At 67.4% G+C, this 19,054-nt stretch carries 13 protein-coding genes; 7 read left to right on the top strand and 6 right to left on the bottom strand.

What is annotated here, in order from left to right:
* The first annotated feature begins 17 nt into the window (after positions 1 to 17).
* From BTM25_RS02485 to BTM25_RS02475, 3 genes are read left to right on the top strand one after another with little or no spacing between them, the layout of a single operon-like run.
* Positions 18 to 380 carry a BlaI/MecI/CopY family transcriptional regulator gene (locus BTM25_RS02485; protein WP_103561127.1) on the top strand — a complete coding sequence of 121 codons (363 nt, stop codon included), beginning with the start codon at positions 18 to 20 and terminating at the stop codon, positions 378 to 380.
* Position 381: 1 nt separating this feature from the next.
* Positions 382 to 1,332 (top strand): M56 family metallopeptidase, encoded by a 951-nt coding sequence (locus tag BTM25_RS02480; RefSeq protein WP_103561126.1) that lies wholly within the window; start codon positions 382 to 384, stop codon positions 1,330 to 1,332.
* 36 nt (positions 1,333 to 1,368) lie between these two features.
* Entirely contained in the window at positions 1,369 to 2,637 is a 1,269-nt protein-coding gene (locus tag BTM25_RS02475) for a glycosyltransferase family 4 protein (protein WP_146058931.1), read from the top strand.
* Here the strand turns inward: BTM25_RS02475 and BTM25_RS02470 are convergent.
* From BTM25_RS02470 to BTM25_RS02450, 5 genes are all read right to left on the bottom strand, one after another.
* Positions 2,616 to 2,993 (bottom strand): BlaI/MecI/CopY family transcriptional regulator, encoded by a 378-nt coding sequence (locus tag BTM25_RS02470; protein ID WP_103561124.1) that lies wholly within the window; start codon positions 2,991 to 2,993, stop codon positions 2,616 to 2,618. The genes BTM25_RS02475 and BTM25_RS02470 overlap by 22 nt on opposite strands.
* Positions 2,994 to 3,125: 132 nt before the next feature.
* A complete protein-coding gene (locus tag BTM25_RS02465) occupies positions 3,126 to 3,722 on the bottom strand; it encodes an Rv1733c family protein (protein WP_103561123.1) in 597 nt (198 codons plus the stop codon).
* A 218-nt stretch (positions 3,723 to 3,940) separates the two neighbouring features.
* Entirely contained in the window at positions 3,941 to 4,363 is a 423-nt protein-coding gene (locus tag BTM25_RS02460) for a VOC family protein (protein ID WP_103561122.1), read from the bottom strand.
* A 118-nt stretch (positions 4,364 to 4,481) separates the two neighbouring features.
* Positions 4,482 to 4,877, bottom strand: coding sequence for a MarR family winged helix-turn-helix transcriptional regulator (locus tag BTM25_RS02455; protein ID WP_103562702.1), 396 nt, complete (start codon positions 4,875 to 4,877; stop codon positions 4,482 to 4,484).
* Positions 4,878 to 4,912: 35 nt separating this feature from the next.
* Complete coding sequence (locus BTM25_RS02450) at positions 4,913 to 5,332, bottom strand: SRPBCC family protein (protein ID WP_103561121.1); 420 nt, start codon at positions 5,330 to 5,332, stop codon at positions 4,913 to 4,915.
* Between the two features lie 278 nt (positions 5,333 to 5,610).
* On the opposite strand from BTM25_RS02450, the gene BTM25_RS02445 reads away from it, so the two are divergent.
* Positions 5,611 to 7,461 (top strand): DUF262 domain-containing protein, encoded by a 1,851-nt coding sequence (locus BTM25_RS02445; RefSeq protein ID WP_103561120.1) that lies wholly within the window; start codon positions 5,611 to 5,613, stop codon positions 7,459 to 7,461.
* Positions 7,462 to 8,368: 907 nt separating this feature from the next.
* Here the strand turns inward: BTM25_RS02445 and BTM25_RS02440 are convergent.
* Positions 8,369 to 9,922: a CBS domain-containing protein gene (locus tag BTM25_RS02440; RefSeq protein WP_103561119.1), complete on the bottom strand. Its 1,554-nt coding sequence runs from the start codon at positions 9,920 to 9,922 to the stop codon at positions 8,369 to 8,371.
* A 225-nt stretch (positions 9,923 to 10,147) separates the two neighbouring features.
* On the opposite strand from BTM25_RS02440, the gene BTM25_RS02435 reads away from it, so the two are divergent.
* The 3 genes from BTM25_RS02435 to BTM25_RS02425 are packed head-to-tail and all read left to right on the top strand — an operon-like array spanning position 10,148 to position 19,046.
* Positions 10,148 to 11,167 carry a serine/threonine-protein kinase gene (locus BTM25_RS02435; protein ID WP_168211978.1) on the top strand — a complete coding sequence of 340 codons (1,020 nt, stop codon included), beginning with the start codon at positions 10,148 to 10,150 and terminating at the stop codon, positions 11,165 to 11,167.
* A gap of 50 nt (positions 11,168 to 11,217) precedes the next feature.
* Positions 11,218 to 13,983: a DEAD/DEAH box helicase gene (locus tag BTM25_RS02430; protein WP_235828081.1), complete on the top strand. Its 2,766-nt coding sequence runs from the start codon at positions 11,218 to 11,220 to the stop codon at positions 13,981 to 13,983.
* Entirely contained in the window at positions 13,980 to 19,046 is a 5,067-nt protein-coding gene (locus tag BTM25_RS02425; protein WP_103561117.1) for a restriction endonuclease, read from the top strand. The genes BTM25_RS02430 and BTM25_RS02425 overlap by 4 nt, the downstream gene beginning before the upstream one ends.
* Positions 19,047 to 19,054 lie beyond the last annotated feature (8 nt).

Raw genomic sequence — 19,054 nt, 5'->3', positions numbered from 1 at the left:
TTGTGCGGGGGTGCTCGATGGCCGAGGGCGGTGCGCGGCGTGCGGCGGGAACGCTCGAATCGAAGATCATGGCCGTCCTGCAGCGGGCGGGCGGGCCGCTCACGACGAGCGCGGTCCAGGCGCGGCTCGGCGAGGAGCTGGCGTACACGACGGTCGTCACGATCCTGACGCGCCTGCACGCCAAGGGCCTGCTCGTGCGCGCGAAGGAGGGCCGCGCGTACAGCTACGCGCCGGTCAGCGACGAGCCGGGCCTGGCCGCCCGGCGGATGCGCGCGGTGATGGACGGCCGGCCCGACCGCGCGACCGTCCTCGCCCGCTTCGTGGACTCGCTCACCGACCAGGACGAGCGGCTGCTGCGCGACCTCCTGGAAGGCGCGTGACGTGGACCTGGACGGCTGCCTGCCGCTCGCGGTGCCCGTCGTCGTGGGCCTGGCCGCCCGTCCGCTGTCGGGGCTGCTCCCCCCGCGCACGGCGACCTGGCTGCTCACCGCCACCGGCGCGCTCCTGGCCCTCACCGGGACGGCGACGCTCGCGCTCCTCGCGCTCGCCGGGGCGCTGCGGCTGCCGCTGATCGCGGCGCTCGCGGACCTGTCCCAGCGCGTCCTGCACCGCGACGACCCGACGAGCCCGCCGGTCGCGGCCGTGGCGGGCGCGCTGACGGTCGCGGCGCTCGTCGCGGCCGTCCGGACGGCCGTCCGGGAGGCCCGCGCGCTGCGGGCCGCCGCGCGGACGGCCCGCGACCTGCCCGGCGACGGTCTCGTGTCCGTGGTCGAGGACGCGGGCGTCGAGGCGTTCGCGCTGCCCGGCCGTCCGGGACGCGTCGTCGTGACGACCGGGATGCTGGCGCTGCTCACCGAGCCCGAGCGGCGCGTCCTGCTCGCCCACGAGCGCGCCCACCTGGCCGGGGGCCACCACCTGTTCCGCGCGGTCGTCCGGGTCGCGAGCGCCGCGAACCCGGTGCTGTGGCCGCTGCGCGCGGCGGTGACGTACACGACCGAGCGGTGGGCGGACGAGCGCGCCGCCGCGACGGCGGGCGACCGGCGCCGCGCCGCCCGCGCGATCGGCAAGGCGGCGCTGGCCGCCGCGCGCGACCCGGGACGGGTCGTGCTCGGCATCGGCGCCCCGGCGCTGTGCCGCCGCCGGACGCGTCCGGGCCCGGTGCCGCGCCGGGTCGCGGCGCTGCTGGCCCCGCCGCCGCCCCGCCGGCACGGGCTCGTCGCGGCGGTGGCGCTGCTGGCGGTGCTGGCGGTGACGGGCGTGCAGGACCGGGTGAGCGATCTGCACCAGGTCATCCACCGGGCACGCGAGGGGACCGCGCAGCCGCCCCGATGATCTACTACAATTTTTGTAGTAGATCGGGGGTCGGTCGTGGTCGTCAGGAAATGGCGTCGTCTCGTGCTGCGGGTGCTCGCCGCCGTCGCGGAGCCCGCGCTGATCGCGCTGCTGTGGCCCGCGAACCGCTGGCGGGCCCGGCGGGCGTCTGAACCGTCCCGTCGTGTCGTGTTCCTGGTGCAGCACGCGTACGGACAAGGCGGGACGATCCGGACCGTCCTGAACTGCGCGGGCTCCCTCGCCGACCGCTACGACGTCGCGGTCGTCGGCCTGGTCCGCACCCGCCGTGCGCCCGCGTTCCCGCTGCCCGACGGCGTCGCGGTGTCCTGCCTGGACGACCGCGTCGAACCGCCGTCCGGGCCCGTCCGCAAAGTCCTGTCGCGGCTGCCGAGCGTGCTGGTGCCGCGCGGCGAGCCGTCCTACAAGCACTGCTCGCTCTGGACGGACCTGCTGCTCCTGCGCTTCCTGCGGTCGCTGCGCGGCGGCGTGCTGATCACGACGCGGCCCAGCCTGAACCTGGCGGCGGCGGCGTTCGCGCCGCCCGGCGTCCGGACGATCGGGCAGGAGCACATGAACCTCGGCCGGCACCGTCCGGCCGTCCGCGCCCGGATCGCGCGCCGGTACGGACGCCTCGACACCGTCGTCACGCTCACCGCCACCGATCTCGCGAGCTACGAACGGGAACTCCCGCAGGTGCGGAGCCTGCGCTGCATCCCGAACGCCGTGCCCCCGCTGGACGGCCCGCCCGCCGACCCGCACGCCAAGGTCGTCGTCGCCGCCGGACGGCTCGTCCCGCAGAAGGGCTTCGACCTGCTGCTGGACGCCTGGGAGCGCGTCGCCGACCGGCATCCCGGCTGGGAGCTGCGCGTGTTCGGCGCGGGCCGGCTGGAGGACGAGCTGCGCGCCGACATCGTGTCCCGCGGCCTGACCGGCAGCGCGTTCCTCATGGGCCGCAGCGCCGCGATGGGCGCGGAGCTGGCGCGCGCGTCGGTGTACGCGCTCAGCTCACGGTTCGAGGGGATGCCGCTCGTCCTCATCGAGGCGATGAGCAAGGGCCTCGCGGTCGTCGCGTTCGACTGCCCGACCGGGCCGGGGGAGGTCATGACCGACGGCGCCGACGGCCTGCTCGTCCCCGCCGCGGACGTCGCCGCGTTCGCGTCCGCGCTGGACCGCCTGATGGACGACGCCGACCTGCGGATCCGTCTCGGCCGCCGCGCGGCGGCGACGGTCGCGCGGTACGCGCCGGAGATCGTCGCGGACGAGTGGGCGGCGCTGCTGGACGATCAGCCCCGCTCGTCGTCCTGACCGAGCAGGCGCAGGAGCAGGCGCTCGTCGGCGGGGGACAGCTCGTCCACGAACCGGGCGAGCACGTGGGCGCGCTCGCCCTCCTCGCCGAGCAGGTGCCGCATCTGCGCGGCCCGGCGGGACGCGTCGTCGCGCAGGAACGAGTAGGCGTAGGCGCGTCCGGCGCGCACGCGCCGCACCGCGCCCTTCTCGTGCAGCCGGACGAGGACGGTCATCACGGTCGTGTACGCGGGGGCCTGCCGCAGGCGTTCGACGACATCGCGGGGGGTGAGCGGAGCGTCCGCCGCGGTGAGCACCGCGAGGACCTCGGCCTCAAGATCGCCCTTGCCGCGGCGGCCACCTGCGGGTGTGGGCACGTTCGATCCCCTCCATCGCGCGCCGCCGGACGACGGACATCGTTGCCCATTCTATGTACTACTCAGTTGTAGTAGGAGTGTCGGGGCGGGCCGCTCACCCCGGACAGCGCCCCGGCGTGCGCGAACGTCACGTCAGATGATGCGGTGCCGTCCGAGCCGCGCCAACTCGGTCTCCCACTGGATCCGGCGCCGCCGGTCGCAGCTCTGCCGGACGAGCAGGTACGCGGCCAGGAACGGCAGCCCCGCCGCGCCCGCCGCGACGATCCCGGCCAGGGACGCGTTCGCGATCGTCTCGGCGTGCTTCTGCGGCCGTCCGGTCAGCCGGCCGTCGGTGTCGGCCCAGATGCCGCGCCGGTCGCCGGGGGCCGCGCCGAACCAGGCCCACGTCTCGGCGGTGCGGATGGTGCCGTCCGGGGCGTCCCAGCGCAGGACGGCGTACTTGGAGGAGTTGCGTCCGCCGTCCTGCTTCACCTTCACGTCCGTGACCCGCGCGACGGCGTGGTACCGGGACGCGCCCTGCACGCGCTCGGTGCGCAGGCCCGCGTCGTACGTCCGCGTCGCGGTGCGCCCGGCGACGAACGGCGCGACGACGAGGAACAGCCCGAGGAGCACGAGACCGACCGTCCACTGGACGCGGTCGACGGGGCGGCGCAGCGGATTGCGGTCGAACCCCAGCCGACGGCGCAGTCGGCCGACCCCGGCCGCCCCGGCGCGCACGCGCGTGATCATCGTGACTCCCTCAGAAACGTTCCGCCCAGGTCCACGGTAAGCGCCGGACGGCGCTCCCGACCACGGGCCGAAGGTCCCTGCCGCACGGGCCGCCCGCCCTCCGACGACCACCCGTCCCATCCGGTTCCCCGCGCATCACCAGCCGCGTCCGAACGGACCCGCGAGGAGACCCGCCCCCCGTCCCCGCCAGTACCGGAGTCAGGCTTTCACGCCACCATTCACCAAGCGGATGCGGTGACGTCCCGTTGCAGGAATTCGAGCCGGTTCCCGACGGCGTCGAACGCGTACAGCCGCCGATGCCCCGGGAAGTCGCCGTCCCATTCATGCGGGACGCTCTGCTCCGTGAGCCGCCGCGCGAGCCCGTCCAGATCGGCGACGTGGACGCCCGGATGCGCCTTGCGCGCGGGCCGGAAGTCGTCCTCGACACCAAGGTGGATCTCCAGCGTCTCCGCGCGCACCCACAACCCGCCGCGCGCGGCCAGGACCGGCGGTTTCTCGATCTCGGTCATGCCGAGGACACCGACGTAGAACGCCCGGCACGCGTCCTCGCTCCCCGCCGGAATCGCGAGCTGGACGTGATGCAACGCGAACCCGAACGGCGACGCGCACTCGGGTCCGTACCCCCGCTCCGATGTCTCCACGAGAACCCCCTTCCCTTCCTCCCGCCTTCTCACCCCGCCGCGCTCGATCGCAACTGGAATCATTGTGTCCGGCGACGCCGTCACGTCGCCGAACGCGAGCCGTCTCCTTTTGCCCGGGTTATTCGTCGCTCCTCTGCCGGGCGAGAAGGCGGAGCAGGCCGGCGGCCTCGGGCGCGGCGGCGAAGAAGCCGCGATCGACCTCGTCCACGACCTCGATCGTCCGCTGCGCCAACCGCGCTCCCGCATCGGTGACGCGGAGCAGCTTGGCGCGCGTGTCGGCAGGATCGACCTCGCGCCGGAGAAACCCCTTGTCCTCCAGCTTGCGCAGGACTTGAGACGTCATCTTCACATCCGTCCCGGCCTTGCGCGCCAGCGAGAGCTGGTTGGGATCCTCGCCGTGCGAGTTCATCCACCAGGCCGTGGCGAGCAGAACGAACTGGACATGCGTCAGGTCGAACGGCGCGAGCGCCCGGGCGATGTCCCGCTGCCACCGCAAGGTGACATGCCACAACATGAACCCCGGACTCCCCTCCGGATCACTGGCCACCCTCAGCCCTTCTCGGCCCGCCGCACCAACGCGTCGAGCACATCGGGGAAGTCGGCGGTGATGGCGGGCCCCAGCTCAGGCCCGACGACGTCCGCCGCCCGCCCGCTGATCTCCGTCCGGTAGACGACCCGCGTCCCCCCGCCCGCGCCCGGCTCCAGCCGATGCTCCGTCCGGACGACGAAGTCCCCGGCGTCCATGACGTCCACGAACCGCTCCCCGGCCACGACCTCGCTCAACGTCATCCGGATGACGTCCCCGTCGGGCATCGTCATGCTGAACGACGTCCCCGCCTCGAACGCCCCGTCCATAGCGACATTCACCACCCCCGAGTTCCACGACGCCCACGAGTCGACATCGGCCCACCACCGCCACACCTCCCCGGCCGCCACCGACGTCTCCACCGAGTGCTCGTACTCCCACATACCTCGCTCCTCTCGATTGCCTATGCACAGACTATCTCCGCACAGACTATCTGTCCACCCCTGGCGGCCCTGGTGCCGGCCTCGGGGGCACCCCGCTGTGAGCCTGCGCCTTCAGGGCTGTGGGGCCGTCTGCACCCGCGCACGAAAGCCTCTGCAATTCACCGCAAACTGGCTCAAAGCCCTTCCTTCGCCCGTGAATGTGGCAGAAGCCGCCGGACAGATCATCCCGATACGGTTACCATCGCCCTGCGGACCGGCCATCGACAGGGATGAGGAACGTGGGTTTTCAGACACCCCTCTACGAGCTGGACAAGTACCTTGAGTGGACGACCAGCGGCCGTGTCCAGCTCCCCGACTTCCAGCGGGGCTACAAGTGGGAAGACGAGCGGATCCGCCAACTGCTCGTCACGATCCTCCGGGGCCATCCGCTCGGCGTCGTCATGATGTTGAAGACGGGTAATGACCAGATCCGCTTCAAACCGCGTCCGGTTGAGGGCGTCGTGCTCCCTGCGGACACCGAGCCCGGTTGGCTGCTGCTCGACGGCCAGCAGCGATTGACCTCGCTGACCCAGGCTCTGACCGGTGACGGCGTCGTGCACACCAAGGACAGCCGCGGCAAGCTGATGGAACGCCGTTATTACGTGCACATCGCCACCGCGCTGCGAGGCGAGGACTGGATCGACGACGCGGTCCACTCTCTCCCCGGAGACGGCGTGCTGCGCAGCAACTTCGGCAAGGACATCGAACTCGACCTTTCGACGGCCGAGAAAGAACGTGCGAACGGATACTTCCCGGTCCGGCTGCTCTTCGGACCCGAGACCGTGAGCTGGCTCTTCAACTGTGTGGACAGGGAGCAGGCGAACGACTTCTATGCCAAGGTGATCAAGCGCTGCTCCACTTACAACATCCCGGCGATCGAACTGGACGAGACGACCAGCAAGTCCGCCGTCGCCACCGTTTTCGAGAAGGTGAACACGGGAGGCCTTCCGCTCAATGTCTTCGAGCTGCTCACAGCCACCTTCGCCGGCGACAAGAAGTATTACGACACTCACGGAACCGACTTTCGGCTCAACGACGACTGGCAGCAGACCCTCAGGATCTTCGCCGCGCACCCGGTCCTCGCATCGGTCGAGAACACCGACTTCCTACAGGCGGTGAGCCTGCTCGTAAGCCTCAAGCGGGCGAGGGAGGACGGCGTCGGACGGCCGTCCGCCGTATCCGCCCGGAAGGAGGACCTGCTCAAGCTCACGCTGGACGAGTACCTGGAGTGGGTGCGGCCGGTACGTGACGCGTTCGTGTGGTCGGCGACCTTCCTCGCCGACCAGCACATCTTCGACGTGAAGTTCCTGCCTTATCCGAAGCAGCTCGTCCCGCTCGCAGCCATCAAGGTCGTCCTCGGTGCGGACGCCGACCTTTATGGGGTGCGCGCCAAGCTCACCCAGTGGTTCTGGTGCGGCATCCTCGGGGAACTCTACGGATCCTCGATCGAGACCCGGTTCGCGCGCGACGTCGAGTCCGTACCGGACTGGGCGCGCGGAAGCGAAAGCGCCGCTCCGCGGACGGTCGCGGACTGCACCTTCGCGGCCTCCCGCCTCCTGTCACTGCGGACCCGCAACGCCGCGGCGTACAAGGGCATCTACTCCCTGGTCCTGTCCCAGGGAGCCAAGGACTGGATGTACGACAAGGCGCTGGACAAAGTCCAGTACGCCGAGCTGGCGGTCGACATCCATCATATTTTCCCGTACAAGTGGTGCCTCGGCCACGACATCGACCCGGCCAAACGGGAGAGCATCGTCAACAAGACGCCGATCTCTGCCGAGACCAACCGATCCATCGGCGGGGCGGCGCCCTCGGTGTACCTGCCGAAGATCGAGAAGAAGGCGGGCATCGTTCCCGCGCAGGTCGATGCGCTTCTCGCCACCCATCTGGTGGACGCCGCCGATCTACGGGCGGATGACTTCGACTCTTTCTTCAAGAGCCGGTTGGAGAAGCTCATCGCCGTCATCGAGGCCGCCACCGGCAAGCCCGTGCAGAACGACATGCAGGACAACGACGCCGAGGAGGAGCTGCAGAAGTTCGACCCGGAGGACGCCGCGGTAAAGCCCGACCTCGACGACCTGGAAGTCTGACGGACGGCTCTTGTGACGTGCCGCACCACCGGTATGCAAGGTGCATCGAAACGAAGATCGGAGCTGTCCGCACGCCGGGCGGGACATTTTCCGCACGGTAGTCCGCACGAAATCCGCACGAACGATTCCAGGCCCGCCCCCTCGGTGAGGGAACGGGCCTGTGAGCCGGTGTTTTCTGGGTCGGGGTGGCGGGACGGGATTTGAACCCACGGCCTGACTGGGTCCTGCACTGGTACAACGATGAGCTGGCCAAGGTTGCCCGACCGGCATGTACGGGCGTGCTACGTGCGCGAGCGGCTAGGAGTGTCCCGGCCGCTCGGAAGCCTCCGCCCAGGGGCACTATGCCGCCATCGTCGCCGCCCTGATCGTGGTCTTCTACCCGGCGTCGATTTCTAGCCGGTGGCCATGCATGGCACGGTGAGCGTCACAGGTCGCGTCCGTGGTACACGGCCGGTAACCAGGTGCACGGCGGCCGGTGAGTCAATCGCCTTGTCGCCGCGCACAGGGTGGTTCTATGCCGCGGTGGCGATGATTGATTTCCCCCGGCGGCCTGGCTATGAGGGCCTGGTCGCGGAGTATGTGGACACCGAGCCCGGCCAGGTGGTGCGGACGCTTCGGCCGATCATAGCCTTGAATAAGGTCATCGCCGTCTGTGAGGCGGTACGGACCGGTGCTGCTGCCGGTCGCCCACGGACCGGTCAGGGCCGTCGGGATGCGGCTTGGTGTCGCGCATTGCCGTGTGAAGCCGTCCAGGGCTGTCAGGTGCGTTCTAGGCACCAGCGTGCCCGGCAATCCCTTGAAGCGGCGCGGCGCCGTCCGAGCACTTGGCGCCCGATGGAATGCCGACGGGTGCATGTTCGAGGGTGCTGGGCCCTCGAACTCGTTGCGAAGACGGAAGCCTGGGAATTCATGCGTTCGGGTCGACCGTGCGAAGAAGGTCGAGGAAGCCGGTGAGCGTGCTCATCTGCTCGCCGGTCAAGGGGTCCGGGCTGAAGTGCATGGTTTCGTTCCTGATTCCGGCCACGGCCTTCATCAGATCCAGGAAGAGCTGGTGGTCCAGCGACCATTCGAGTTTGGCCCAACGCTCCGGCGGCTCCAAGAGGTACGGGAAGTTGCCCAATGTGAGGTCGCCTGCCGACCGCACATGTTCCGGCCGTCGCCGTGCGCTGCTGCGGATCTCGTCCAGCGTCAGCTTTTCGTTCACGCGGCGCCGCAACCGGCGTTCGATCTCTTCAATGAGGACGAACGGCCGGGCCAGGTCGTCGAATCGGCGGGTCAGGTCGGCCGCCGTGACGATCCCGCACAACCCCGACTTGTCCTGGCTGCGAACGAACACGAAGCCCCGGGTGTAGATCTGGTCGATCTGTTCGAGGAGCGGCTCGTGGTACTCCACGACCAGAGCCGCCACTGTCGCGTCGGCCAACGAGGCGCTCGCCCGCGCGACCTGGGCGCGTCCGATGGACTCCCAGCTCACCGCACCGTAGAACGTCCCGTCCTCCGAGACCACGGCGAGCTGCGAGTAATTCTTCAACACCATCAGGGTCGTCGCCTTGTGCAGCGAGTCTTCGGGCCGAACCGACTCGACGGCATCGTTCGCCGCCCGGAGGTCACCGATCCGCAGCGTGATCCTGGGCAGTTCGGAGGCGTCTTCGGTGTCGTCGGCCACCTGCGCCGGGAAGCTCGTCTCGCCGACGACCGGCTCCTCCCCGACCGGGACGAGCTGGATGAAGTTGTCGACCCAGCCTTCGGTGAACGCCGGCCGGGTCGCGAGGCCCTTCTCCTCGAGCGCCTCCTCGATCTCGGCGACGACGTTGGGCGTCCGGCGGGCGGCGTCCCAGTGGCCGAGGAGCGTCCTGATCGTGAGCCGAACGGGATCGTCGGGGCTGCGGTCGGCGGCCTCCGCCAGCAGTTCCGGGCGGCTACTCGCCTCGTACTCGCCCTCCGCTTTCTCAACGCCCGGATCAGTCCCATGGGCGGCGAGGTGCGCAACACGGCGCGCAGCGTCGAAACGGGTCAAGCCGCAAACCGTCAGCAGGGACCCGAGGCTGTCAAGCAGGTCCTGTCTGATGTCGTCGCGAGAAATATTGGTTCGGATCCATTTGACGGGCCGGACGTGCCGAAAGCCCTCCGGTGCATCATACCGATAGATGTACGGGCCGGTGATCCGCCCCACCGCCACTCGGCCAGGGTGGGTTTTGAGCGGGAGGACGACATGGTCACCCTCCTTGATGGTGTCCACGAATCGCCAAAGCTGGCCGGTCCAGTTGGCGATCCGCGCCTTGCCGTCGTCCGGATAGGTCTTCCGGACCATCCGTCGGAGGTCCTGTCTGGACTCGGCGCCTCCGATGTCCCCGAGTTCGTCCCAGCCCGCGATGACAAGCCCTTCGGTCAAAGCCTGGCTCTCACGCTCGCCGTCACGTCCGGCGCGGATCATCCAGGCCGCTGGAACCGACTCGGCCACGATCCACCACTCCCGTGATTCGACTCGTCTCTAAGATCCGACGACACTCTAACCCGAAGGTGAAGTGTGGTTCATCGACTTGCATCAGGAGCCCATTACTCGATACGCCGCCCACCCTCTCGGGCCATCAACTTCTCATTTCGTTCTGCGCCATCTCTGGTCAGAGTAAGATCCTGCGCACGACATCGCGGATCGTGACGAGGTAGGTGGTCTATGGAGTCCCTCATGCCGTCCGATCCGCGGCGGATCGGGGGAATCGAGCTGCACGGCCGGCTCGGTGAAGGCGGGATGGGGCAGGTCTTCTTCGGAGTCACCCCGGGTGGCGATCAGGTCGCTGTCAAGATCGTCCACAAGGCGTACGCCGATCGTGAGGACATCCGCGAACGGTTCGCTCGCGAAGTCACCGCAATGAGCATGGTGCAGGGCCCGCGCGTGGCCTCACTGATCGCCGCCGCCGGTCCGGACGACGACCAACCGTGGCTGGCGATGGAGTACGTCCGTGGGTTCACCCTGCGCGACTTCGTCCACGGGCACGGCCCCTTGGACGCCGGCATGGGCGCCGCGCTCGGTGACCTGCTCGCCGAAGGACTCGGCGCGGTCCATGAGGCCGGGCTGCTGCACCGCGATCTGAAGCCGGCCAACATCCTCCTCTCCGGCGACGGCCCTAAGATCATCGACTTCGGGCTGGTCTCGCTCGGCGAGGCGCTGGACAGCGGCGCCGCCGAGCTCACCACCAGCGGAGTCACACTCGGCACTCCGGTGACCATGTCGCCCGAACAGGTCTCGACGCCGACGAGCCTCACTCCGGCCGCGGACGTCTACTCGATGGGCGCGAGCCTGCTGTTCGCTCTGACTTCGCATTACCCGTACGAGCGTCGGCAGATGCCCGCCCTGCTGTGGGCGATCACGGACCCGGAGACGGCACCGGACCTGAGCGGGGTGCCACCAGAGCTGGTCCCGGTCGTCGCGGGGCTGATCGCCCACCGGGCGGACGAGCGTCACGACCTCGACGAAGCGCGGGACCGCTTCCAGCACTTGCTCGCGTCCGCCGGATTCGCGCCGGGCGAGGCGTACGTCCGGCTGGCAGCGGTCACCTACATCGAGCGGCCCTCCGATCCACCGGCTGATGTCGACCCTCCGCGCGCCGAGCCTCGGCGTGAGCGGACACCCCGTACACCGACCCCGGTCGTCGAGCGTCTAGCCAGTCGATTGAGTAGTGCCTACCAGCGCGACCGGTCCCTCTGACCGACTCCGGACGCCTACCCTGAGTGACTGGACGAGAAGGAGCCCTTGGAGTGACCGTCAGCGAGGCGACGCCGTACGCGCCGGGTGCGCGCATCGAGGTCCGCGACACCGAATGGATGGTCCGGACCTGCACACCGACCGAGCACGACGGTTACATGATCAGAGCCATCGGGGTGTCGGAGCTGGTCCGCGACGAGGACGGCGTCTTCTTCACCGGCCTCGACGACGTCAATCCGCTGCGGCCGGAGGACACCGAGCTCGTCGCCGACGACACTCCCCGCTTCGCCAAGAGCCGCCTGTACCTGGAGTCGGTGCTCCGCAGGACGCCGCTCCCCCAGTCGGAACGCGGCCTGGCTTTGCCGGACCGGTTTCTGCTGAACCCGCACGCCTACCAGCAGCGACCCGCCGAACTGGCCTTGAAGGGGCTGCGTCCGCGCGTCCTGATCGCGGACGTGGTCGGGCTCGGCAAGACGCTGGAGATCGGCCTGACCCTCGCCGAGCTGATCCGGCGTGGCCGGGGTGAGCGCATTCTGGTGGTCACTCCGCAGCAGGTGCTGGAGCAGTTCCAGCACGAGTTGTGGACGCGGTTCGCGATCCCGCTCGTCCGGCTCGACTCGGTGGGGTTGGAGCGCATCCAGCGGGACATTCCGGCGGGGCGGAACCCGTTCCTCTACTACAAGCGGGTCATCATCTCCGTCGACACCCTGAAGAACCAGGGGAAGTACGGCCAGCACCTGCGGAGCATGCACTGGGACGCCGTCGTCATCGACGAGTCCCACAACGTGATCAACAAGGGAAACCTGCGGAACGACCTTGCCGCACTGCTGGCCATGCACACCGATGCGCTGCTGCTGGCCAGCGCGACACCGCACAACGGCGTCGCCGAGTCGTTCGCCGAACTGATCAGCCTGCTCGATCCAGCTGCGATCGTCGACAAGAAGAAGTACTCCGCCAAGGACATCGAGCATCTCTATATCCGCCGCACGAAGGTGAGCTCGGAGGTGCGGGACCAGATCGGCGGCAAGTGGCCGGCGCGCGGTCCGTCCGAGGCGATCCACTGCACGGCGTCCAAGGCGGAAGAAGCCGTCTTCCGCGAGTTGAAGGAGACCTGGCTGCCAGGGCCCGCCCAGGCCGCTCCGGTCATCGGACGCGACCGACGACTGTTCCCGTACACGCTGGCCAAGGCGTTCCTGTCATCGCCCAAAGCCCTGTCCGTGACCGTCGGGAAGCGGATCGAGAACGCGACGGAGCCGCGCGAGATCGAGGCGCTGGGACGGCTGGCGCGGCTCACCGCCGAGGTCAGGGCCGACGAGACGTCCAAGCTGAAGGCGCTCGTCACCAAGCTCAAGGAGATCGGCGTCGACAAGGGCGACATACGCGCTGTGGTCTTCTCCGAGAGCGTTCCGACCCTGCAGTGGCTCCAGGAGGTTGTTCCAGGCGAGGTCGGTCTCAAGGACGACCAGGTCGAGATCATGCACGGCGGCCTGTCCGACCAGCAGCAACAGGGCATCGTCGAGAACTTCTCGCTCGCCGACAGCAAGGTGCGGGTCCTGTTCACGGGCGACGTCGCCTCCGAGGGCGTCAACCTGCACCGGCAGTGCCACCACCTGATCCACTACGACCTGCCGTGGAGCCTGATCCGGATCGAGCAGCGCAATGGCCGCATCGACCGGTATGGGCAGACGCACCAGCCCCGGTTCAGCGCGCTCATCCTCAAGTCGTCCCTTGAGGGCGCCCTGGACGACACGACCGTCTCCGAGAAGCTGCTGCGTCGCGAGGAGCAGGCGCACAACAGTCTCGGCACCGCGGAGGCCGTCACCGGCGAGTTCTCCGCCAAGAAGGAAGAGGACCGCCTGATCAAGGACCTGTTCGACGGCAAGACCGTCGAGCAGGCGCTGGAGCAGGCGGAGGGCACCGACGCCCTCGCCGACCTCCTGGGCGCGGTCGGGGAGCAACGCGGGCAGGCCGAGCCGCCTCGCGCGAGCGTCCCGCGGCTGTTCGCGTCGACCGAAGAATTCGTGCGCGAGGCACTGGACACGGTCGCTCCCGAACTGAAGATCGACGATGACGGGGCGTTGCTGGCGTTCGAGCCGCCCGCCGACCTCGTACATCGACTGTCCGCCCTCCCCGCCTCGTACCTGCGCACACACAAGATCAAGGAGCGGATGAAGGTCACCTTCGACCGCGACCTGGCACAGCGCAAGCTGGACGAGGCACGCAAGAGCAAGACGTTCTGGCCGGACATCGCCTACCTGTCGGACCTGCATCCGCTGGTGGAATGGGTGGTCGACAAGGTCCAGGTGCAGTTGGTCCGGCAACAGGCGCCGGTGCTCACCGCGGACGTCGCCGCGCCGACGTTCCTGGTGCAAGGCATCTACTCGAACGCTCTCGGGCAGCCGACCGTCGTGGAATGGATGGCCGTCAGCGGACTGCCGGACGCACCGGTGATCTGCAACATGACCGAGGTGCTGGCCGAGGCCGGAGTCGGTCCGCACATGATCAACACTTCGCGCAACCCGGACTTGGAGCGCCTCGGCACGCTCGTCCGGCCTGCGGTGGACGCCGCACGGAAGTACCTGGACGAATGCCGCACGGATCACGAAGCCGAGGTCGATCGGCAGCTGGAACCGTATGAGTCACGCGTCGTCGAGTGGGAGCAGGCAAGTCTGGAAGGGATCCCGGAGGACTGGCGGGCCGCGCAGAAGCGCGATTCCGTCCGGACCACCGCTGAGGAGCAGCGCCGCCTGGTCGAGTCGATGCGGACCACGGGCGAGCCGCTGCTGCGTATCCTTGCCGTCCTTGAGGGGGACAAGTGACGTACGACTCGCTGGTCAACCGGGGTGAGTACTTCTCCGCGCACTACCTCGCCGAGGTGCTGCCGAACGAGCTGAAGAAGAAGGACGGCATCCGGGCGCGGTGGGCCGCACGGGAGGAGTCGGGCAGGCCGACCCCGGCCGCAGGGCTGCGGGCGTTGAAGAGCTCTTACACCAAGGACCGGTTGTCCTTCTCGGACACGCTGGACGACATCCGCGAAGGTGTCGTGCCGAAGGACCCGGACGGCTGGCGCAAGGCGCTGAACGAGCTGCACGGAGATGTGCTGCGCGCGCTGGGGTTCTCTCCGGTGCCGCGTGAGCTGACGATCGTCCGGGGAGAGAAGCAGCACGCGGTTCAGGTCGCGCACGCGGAGCCGACCCTGATCGCCGTGGAGTGCGGTTGGGCCCCGGATGTGGACGCCGCGTTCGACCCCGACCAAGCCGGGCTGCTCCTGTCCCCGGTCGAGCTGGACGGCCGGGAGCGGATCGTCCTCGGTGACAAGCTCGCGACATGGCTGTTCGGCGCGGACGAGCAGGTGCGGTTCGTGCTGATCCTGGCCGGCGGCGTGGTCATCCTGGCCGACCGGCTGACGTGGGGCGAGGGACGGTATCTCGCCGTCAGTCTGGACGTCGCGCTAGGACGTGGAGACAACAAGGAACTGGAGACGATCGGCGCACTGTTCGGCGCCGATTCGCTGCTGCCTCCGGAAGAAGGCGGCGCAGAGCCGCTTTCAGAACTGCTGGACAGCTCCCGGCAGCACGCCGTCGGCGTGTCCAAGGAGTTGCGCGAGGGCCTGCGCAAATCGGTTGAGATCATCGCCAACGAGGTGCTGGACCGGATCCGTGAGCAGGGGTTCCGCCCCGAGGACATCATGGAGCCGAACGAACTGGGCAAGGAGCTCAGCCGCGAGGCCCTGCGATACCTGTATCGGATTCTGTTCCTGCTGTATGCGGAGGCACGGCCGGAACTCGGGATTCTGCCCACCGACGATGAGGCGTACGTCCGTGGATACAGCCTGGCTCGACTGGGTGACCTCGTCGTCCGTGATCTGGTGGGGGAGCAGCCGCGGCGGAGCGTCCACCTGTACGAGTCGCTGGATCTGCTGTTCCAGTTGGTGAACGGCGATCATCCATCGCAGCGGGTGGCTCGGCCCCGGGGTTCGTCCGATGGCGAGGGCCTGCGCTTCGAGCCGCTGAAGGCGGACCTGTTCGAGCACCGGCGCACCAAGCTCATCGGCAAGGACGCCATCGTTCTGGACGACGACGATCCGGACTCGCCGCGCATCGACACGCGACTGCGGAACAGCGCGCTGCACAAGGTGCTGCGGTTGCTCATGCTGACCAGGGGGAAGCGCAAGGAACGCGGCGGGTTCATCTCGTACGCGCAGCTCGGGATCAACCAGCTGGGCGCGGTGTACGAGGGGCTGATGTCCTACACCGGGTTCATTGCCAAGGAGGAGCTGTACGAGGTCGCCAAGAACGGCGACCCGAAGGACGGCTCCTGGATGATCACGCGCTCGCAGATGGAGTCCGGAGCGTACGCCGAGGACGTCTTCGTGATGCAGGTGGACGAGAACGGCGTCCGGACGAACGAGCGCGTCCGCTACCGGGCGGGCGCGTTCGTCTACCGCCTCGCGGGACGCGACCGGCAGACCAGCGCCTCGTACTACACGCCGCCTTCGCTGACGAAAGTCACCGTCGAGCTGGCGCTGAAGGAACGGCTCGACCAGGACGGCACCACCACATCAGCTCGCGAGATCCTCGGCTGGACCATCTGCGAGCCGGCGCTCGGCTCGGGCGCGTTCCTCAACGAGGCGATCGACCAGGTCGCCGCCGAGTACCTGAAGCGCCGCCAGAACGAGCTCGACGAAGAATTGGAGCCCGAGCGCTACCTAGAGGAGCTGCAGAAGGTCAAGGCGTACATCGCCCTGCACAACTCCTACGGCGTGGACCTGAACGAAACCGCCGTCGAGTTGGCGGAGGTCTCGCTGTGGCTGAACGTCATGCATCCCGGCTTGCAAGCCCCCTGGTTCGGCCTGCACCTGCGCCGGGGCAACTCACTGATCGGCGCCGGGCGTCGCGTGTACGAGCCGGAGCAGCTGAAGAAGAAGGCATGGCTCTCGACCGCGCCCAAGGACGTCCCGTTCCGCGATGGCGCGGTCCCTGACGGGCGCATCCATCACTTCCTGCTTCCCGCATCAGGCTGGGGCGCCGTGGCCGGCGAGAAGGAAGCCAAGGCGTTGGCTCCGGACGAGGCCAAGCGGCTCGCCGATTGGCGCAAGCGGCTTCTGAAGGATCCATCGCCCAAGAAGAAGCAGGGCCAGAAGCTCACCCAGGTCCAGCGCCTACAGGCGATCGCCCGACGCGCCGAGTTCCTGTGGGACCTGGTCGTCAAACGCTTGCAGATCTCCGAACGCGAGATCAGCCGTCCCATCACGGTCTGGGGAGCGGACGACCTGCCCCAGCCGCAGGAGGCGATCAGTCGTGACGCCGTTCTCGCCGACCTGACCGCTCCCGGCACCCCCTACTGGCGTCTCAAGACCGTCATGGACGTCTGGTGCTCACTGTGGTTCTGGCCCGTCGACAAGGCGGAACTGCTGGACGGTACCGCCGCTGCCTACAGCCGCTTCGGTGAACCGGAGTCATCCATCATCGAAGTCACCGAACCCGAAGCACCCGAGTCAATGGACGTCGGACTACCGGCCGTCGTGGAACAGGACTCGCTGTTCGGCGGCGAGACCAAGCAACTTCCGTTGACGGGTTCGCTGGCGACCCACCGTCCCGGCAAGAACCGGTCACGGCCTCTCGACCCGGTCCTCAGCATCATCGCGCTCGCCGACCTGGACGACTGGCTCGACTTCGCCGAAGCCGCTCTCGGCCGCGCGGACGTCCCGCCGGGTTCGATCCCCTCCGACGTCGACAGCCTGGGGGAACTCTCGGACTACGAGGACGAACTTCCCAAGTGGACCGGCATGGACTCCGCCGACCGCCTGTCGGAGCGTTTCCCCTGGCTCGACACCGCCCAGGACATCGCCACGGAACAGGGCTTCTTCCACTGGGAACTCCAGCTTGCCCAAATATTCCGGCGCGGCGGCTTTGACCTACAAATGGGCAACCCGCCATGGGTTCGCCCATATTGGTCCGAAGCATCCGCGATGGCGGAGATCGAACCATGGTTTGAACTTTCTTCAAAACCGCCGGTGAGCGAATGGGAGGCCAGAAAAAGGACAATCCTCAACGACAGCGACAATCGCCTTTTCTTTCTTCATGAATTTGCAAACATTGTAGGCGTTTCGAGATTTCTCGGCAATCTAGCGACCTACGAAGTCCTCACCGGCTCCGGACCTAACCTGTACCGGGCGTTTATGGTTCGAACCTGGCTCAATCTTCATCCCTGTGGAATTTCTGGGCTAATACATCCCGACTCGCATTTTAGCGGTGCGCGCGAGGGAAAATTGCGTGCAGCCGCATACCGCCACCTGCGCCTGCATGCGCACTTTCAGAACCGTCGACTCTTGTTCGCAGAGATCGACTGGAACATTGAATACGCTATCCAGATCTATGGCACGGCTCGCCCTGTTGGGTTCACGCACATCAGCTGGCTTTACGACACGGCACCTTTGGTGGAATCATTCGATCACGACGGATCAGGGGAGCGCCCAGGGATCAAACACAACGGCTACTGGGACCTTCGCCCGCACCGCGATAGAATTACGTGGGTCGATAAACAGACTCTGGAAGAGTGGAGAAGGCTGGCTGGCGAAGTAGCCGCACCTACCGAGGAAACCAAGCTACTCTATCCAGTAACGGTCGCCGAAAATGTGGCCATAGCCGCTCTTTCCCGCACTAAGCGCCGACTTGGAGATATGAATCCAAGGATTAGTTCGGGTTTCGACGAAACAGGCGCCAAAAAGAGGGGTCTCATCGAGTGGAAGACCGGATTTCCAGTCGATTGGCATGATGTCATCATGCGTGGCCCGCAGTTCGGCGCTGCAACTGCTTTCGCCAAGCAGCCGCCTTTTACGGGAAGAAATGACAAACAAGTAGACCTCGAAGAGCTCAGCCCAAACGCAATACCGTCAACGGACTATCAACGCGCGACCGACCTCGCCCGGTTCAGGCAAGCCCAAGATCAATGGGAAGATCATCGACAGGCAGTCACTGAGGGCGGGATCGCATCCGCACCTTTGGGACGAACCAGCGAGGGCCGGGGCGAGGACACAATCCTTAGGCCTTATACGGACTTCTATCGCCTCGCCTGGCGGGAAATGATCCCCAATAACACTGAGCGAAGCATCTACGCGGCGCTAATTCCCCCCGGGCCTTCCCATATCCATGGGGTGCGCTCCATGGCCATGATTCAGGATCGAGCAACCGCCGCCGTGGCTGGATTCTGGACATCCCTTCCGATCGACTACATGCTCCGAGTTACCGGAAGAGGGCACCTTGATGTGGCGGATGCGCGTGTAATACCTGCCCCAGACATGCAGCATCCGCTGATCGAGGAACTACTGCTAAGAACACTGCGCCTTAATTGCCTGACCTACGCCTATTCGACACTTTGGTCACAGGTCTACTCAGACCAATGGAGGGCCGATTGCTGGGCGATGAATTCCATGGATCTGCCGCCACTCCAGCTCGCCGGCGAGACGTGGTCACCTTCCACTCCCCTCCGGACCGAAGCGGCGCGCCGTATGGCTATGGTGGAACTAGATTGCCTAGTTTCCATCATGCTTGAAATTGACAACGATGCCCTTACCGCTCTCTATCGTGCACGCTACCCACAGATGTATGTTTATGAGAGTGAAATGTGGTTCGATTCGCGCGGAAGGCGGATATCAGAGAATTTCAATGCCCGGGGGAGTAAGCAGCAAAAGGAAACTTTTAGTTGCTTGATGGAACATCTGACCGACCCGGGGAGAATGCCGCCCCCCCAGGGATACACAGGGCCGTTCTACAAGGCCGACCGGGAGGCTGAGTATCGACAGGCGCATGCTGTCTTCTCGGAGCGGCTTGAGCGGGCCAAGGCTGAGGGCTGGACGCCTGACGAGGGAAGTAGAGCGTGAGTTCGTCC

Origin of the sequence: Actinomadura rubteroloni (assembly GCF_002911665.1) — a bacterium.
In the GTDB taxonomy this organism is placed as follows: domain Bacteria; phylum Actinomycetota; class Actinomycetes; order Streptosporangiales; family Streptosporangiaceae; genus Spirillospora; species Spirillospora rubteroloni.
The sequence above is the reverse complement of the archived record's forward strand: the minus strand, read 5'-3'. Positions and strand labels throughout refer to the sequence as shown.

Coding starts and splice junctions, on each gene's coding strand:
- BTM25_RS02485 (WP_103561127.1), top strand. CDS start 18: ATGGCCGAGGGCGGTGCGCGGCGTGCGGCGGGAACGCTCGAATCGAAG.
- BTM25_RS02465 (WP_103561123.1), bottom strand. CDS start 3,722: ATGATCACGCGCGTGCGCGCCGGGGCGGCCGGGGTCGGCCGACTGCGC.
- BTM25_RS02455 (WP_103562702.1), bottom strand. CDS start 4,877: ATGTTGTGGCATGTCACCTTGCGGTGGCAGCGGGACATCGCCCGGGCG.
- BTM25_RS02450 (WP_103561121.1), bottom strand. CDS start 5,332: ATGTGGGAGTACGAGCACTCGGTGGAGACGTCGGTGGCGGCCGGGGAG.
- BTM25_RS02435 (WP_168211978.1), top strand. CDS start 10,148: ATGCCGTCCGATCCGCGGCGGATCGGGGGAATCGAGCTGCACGGCCGG.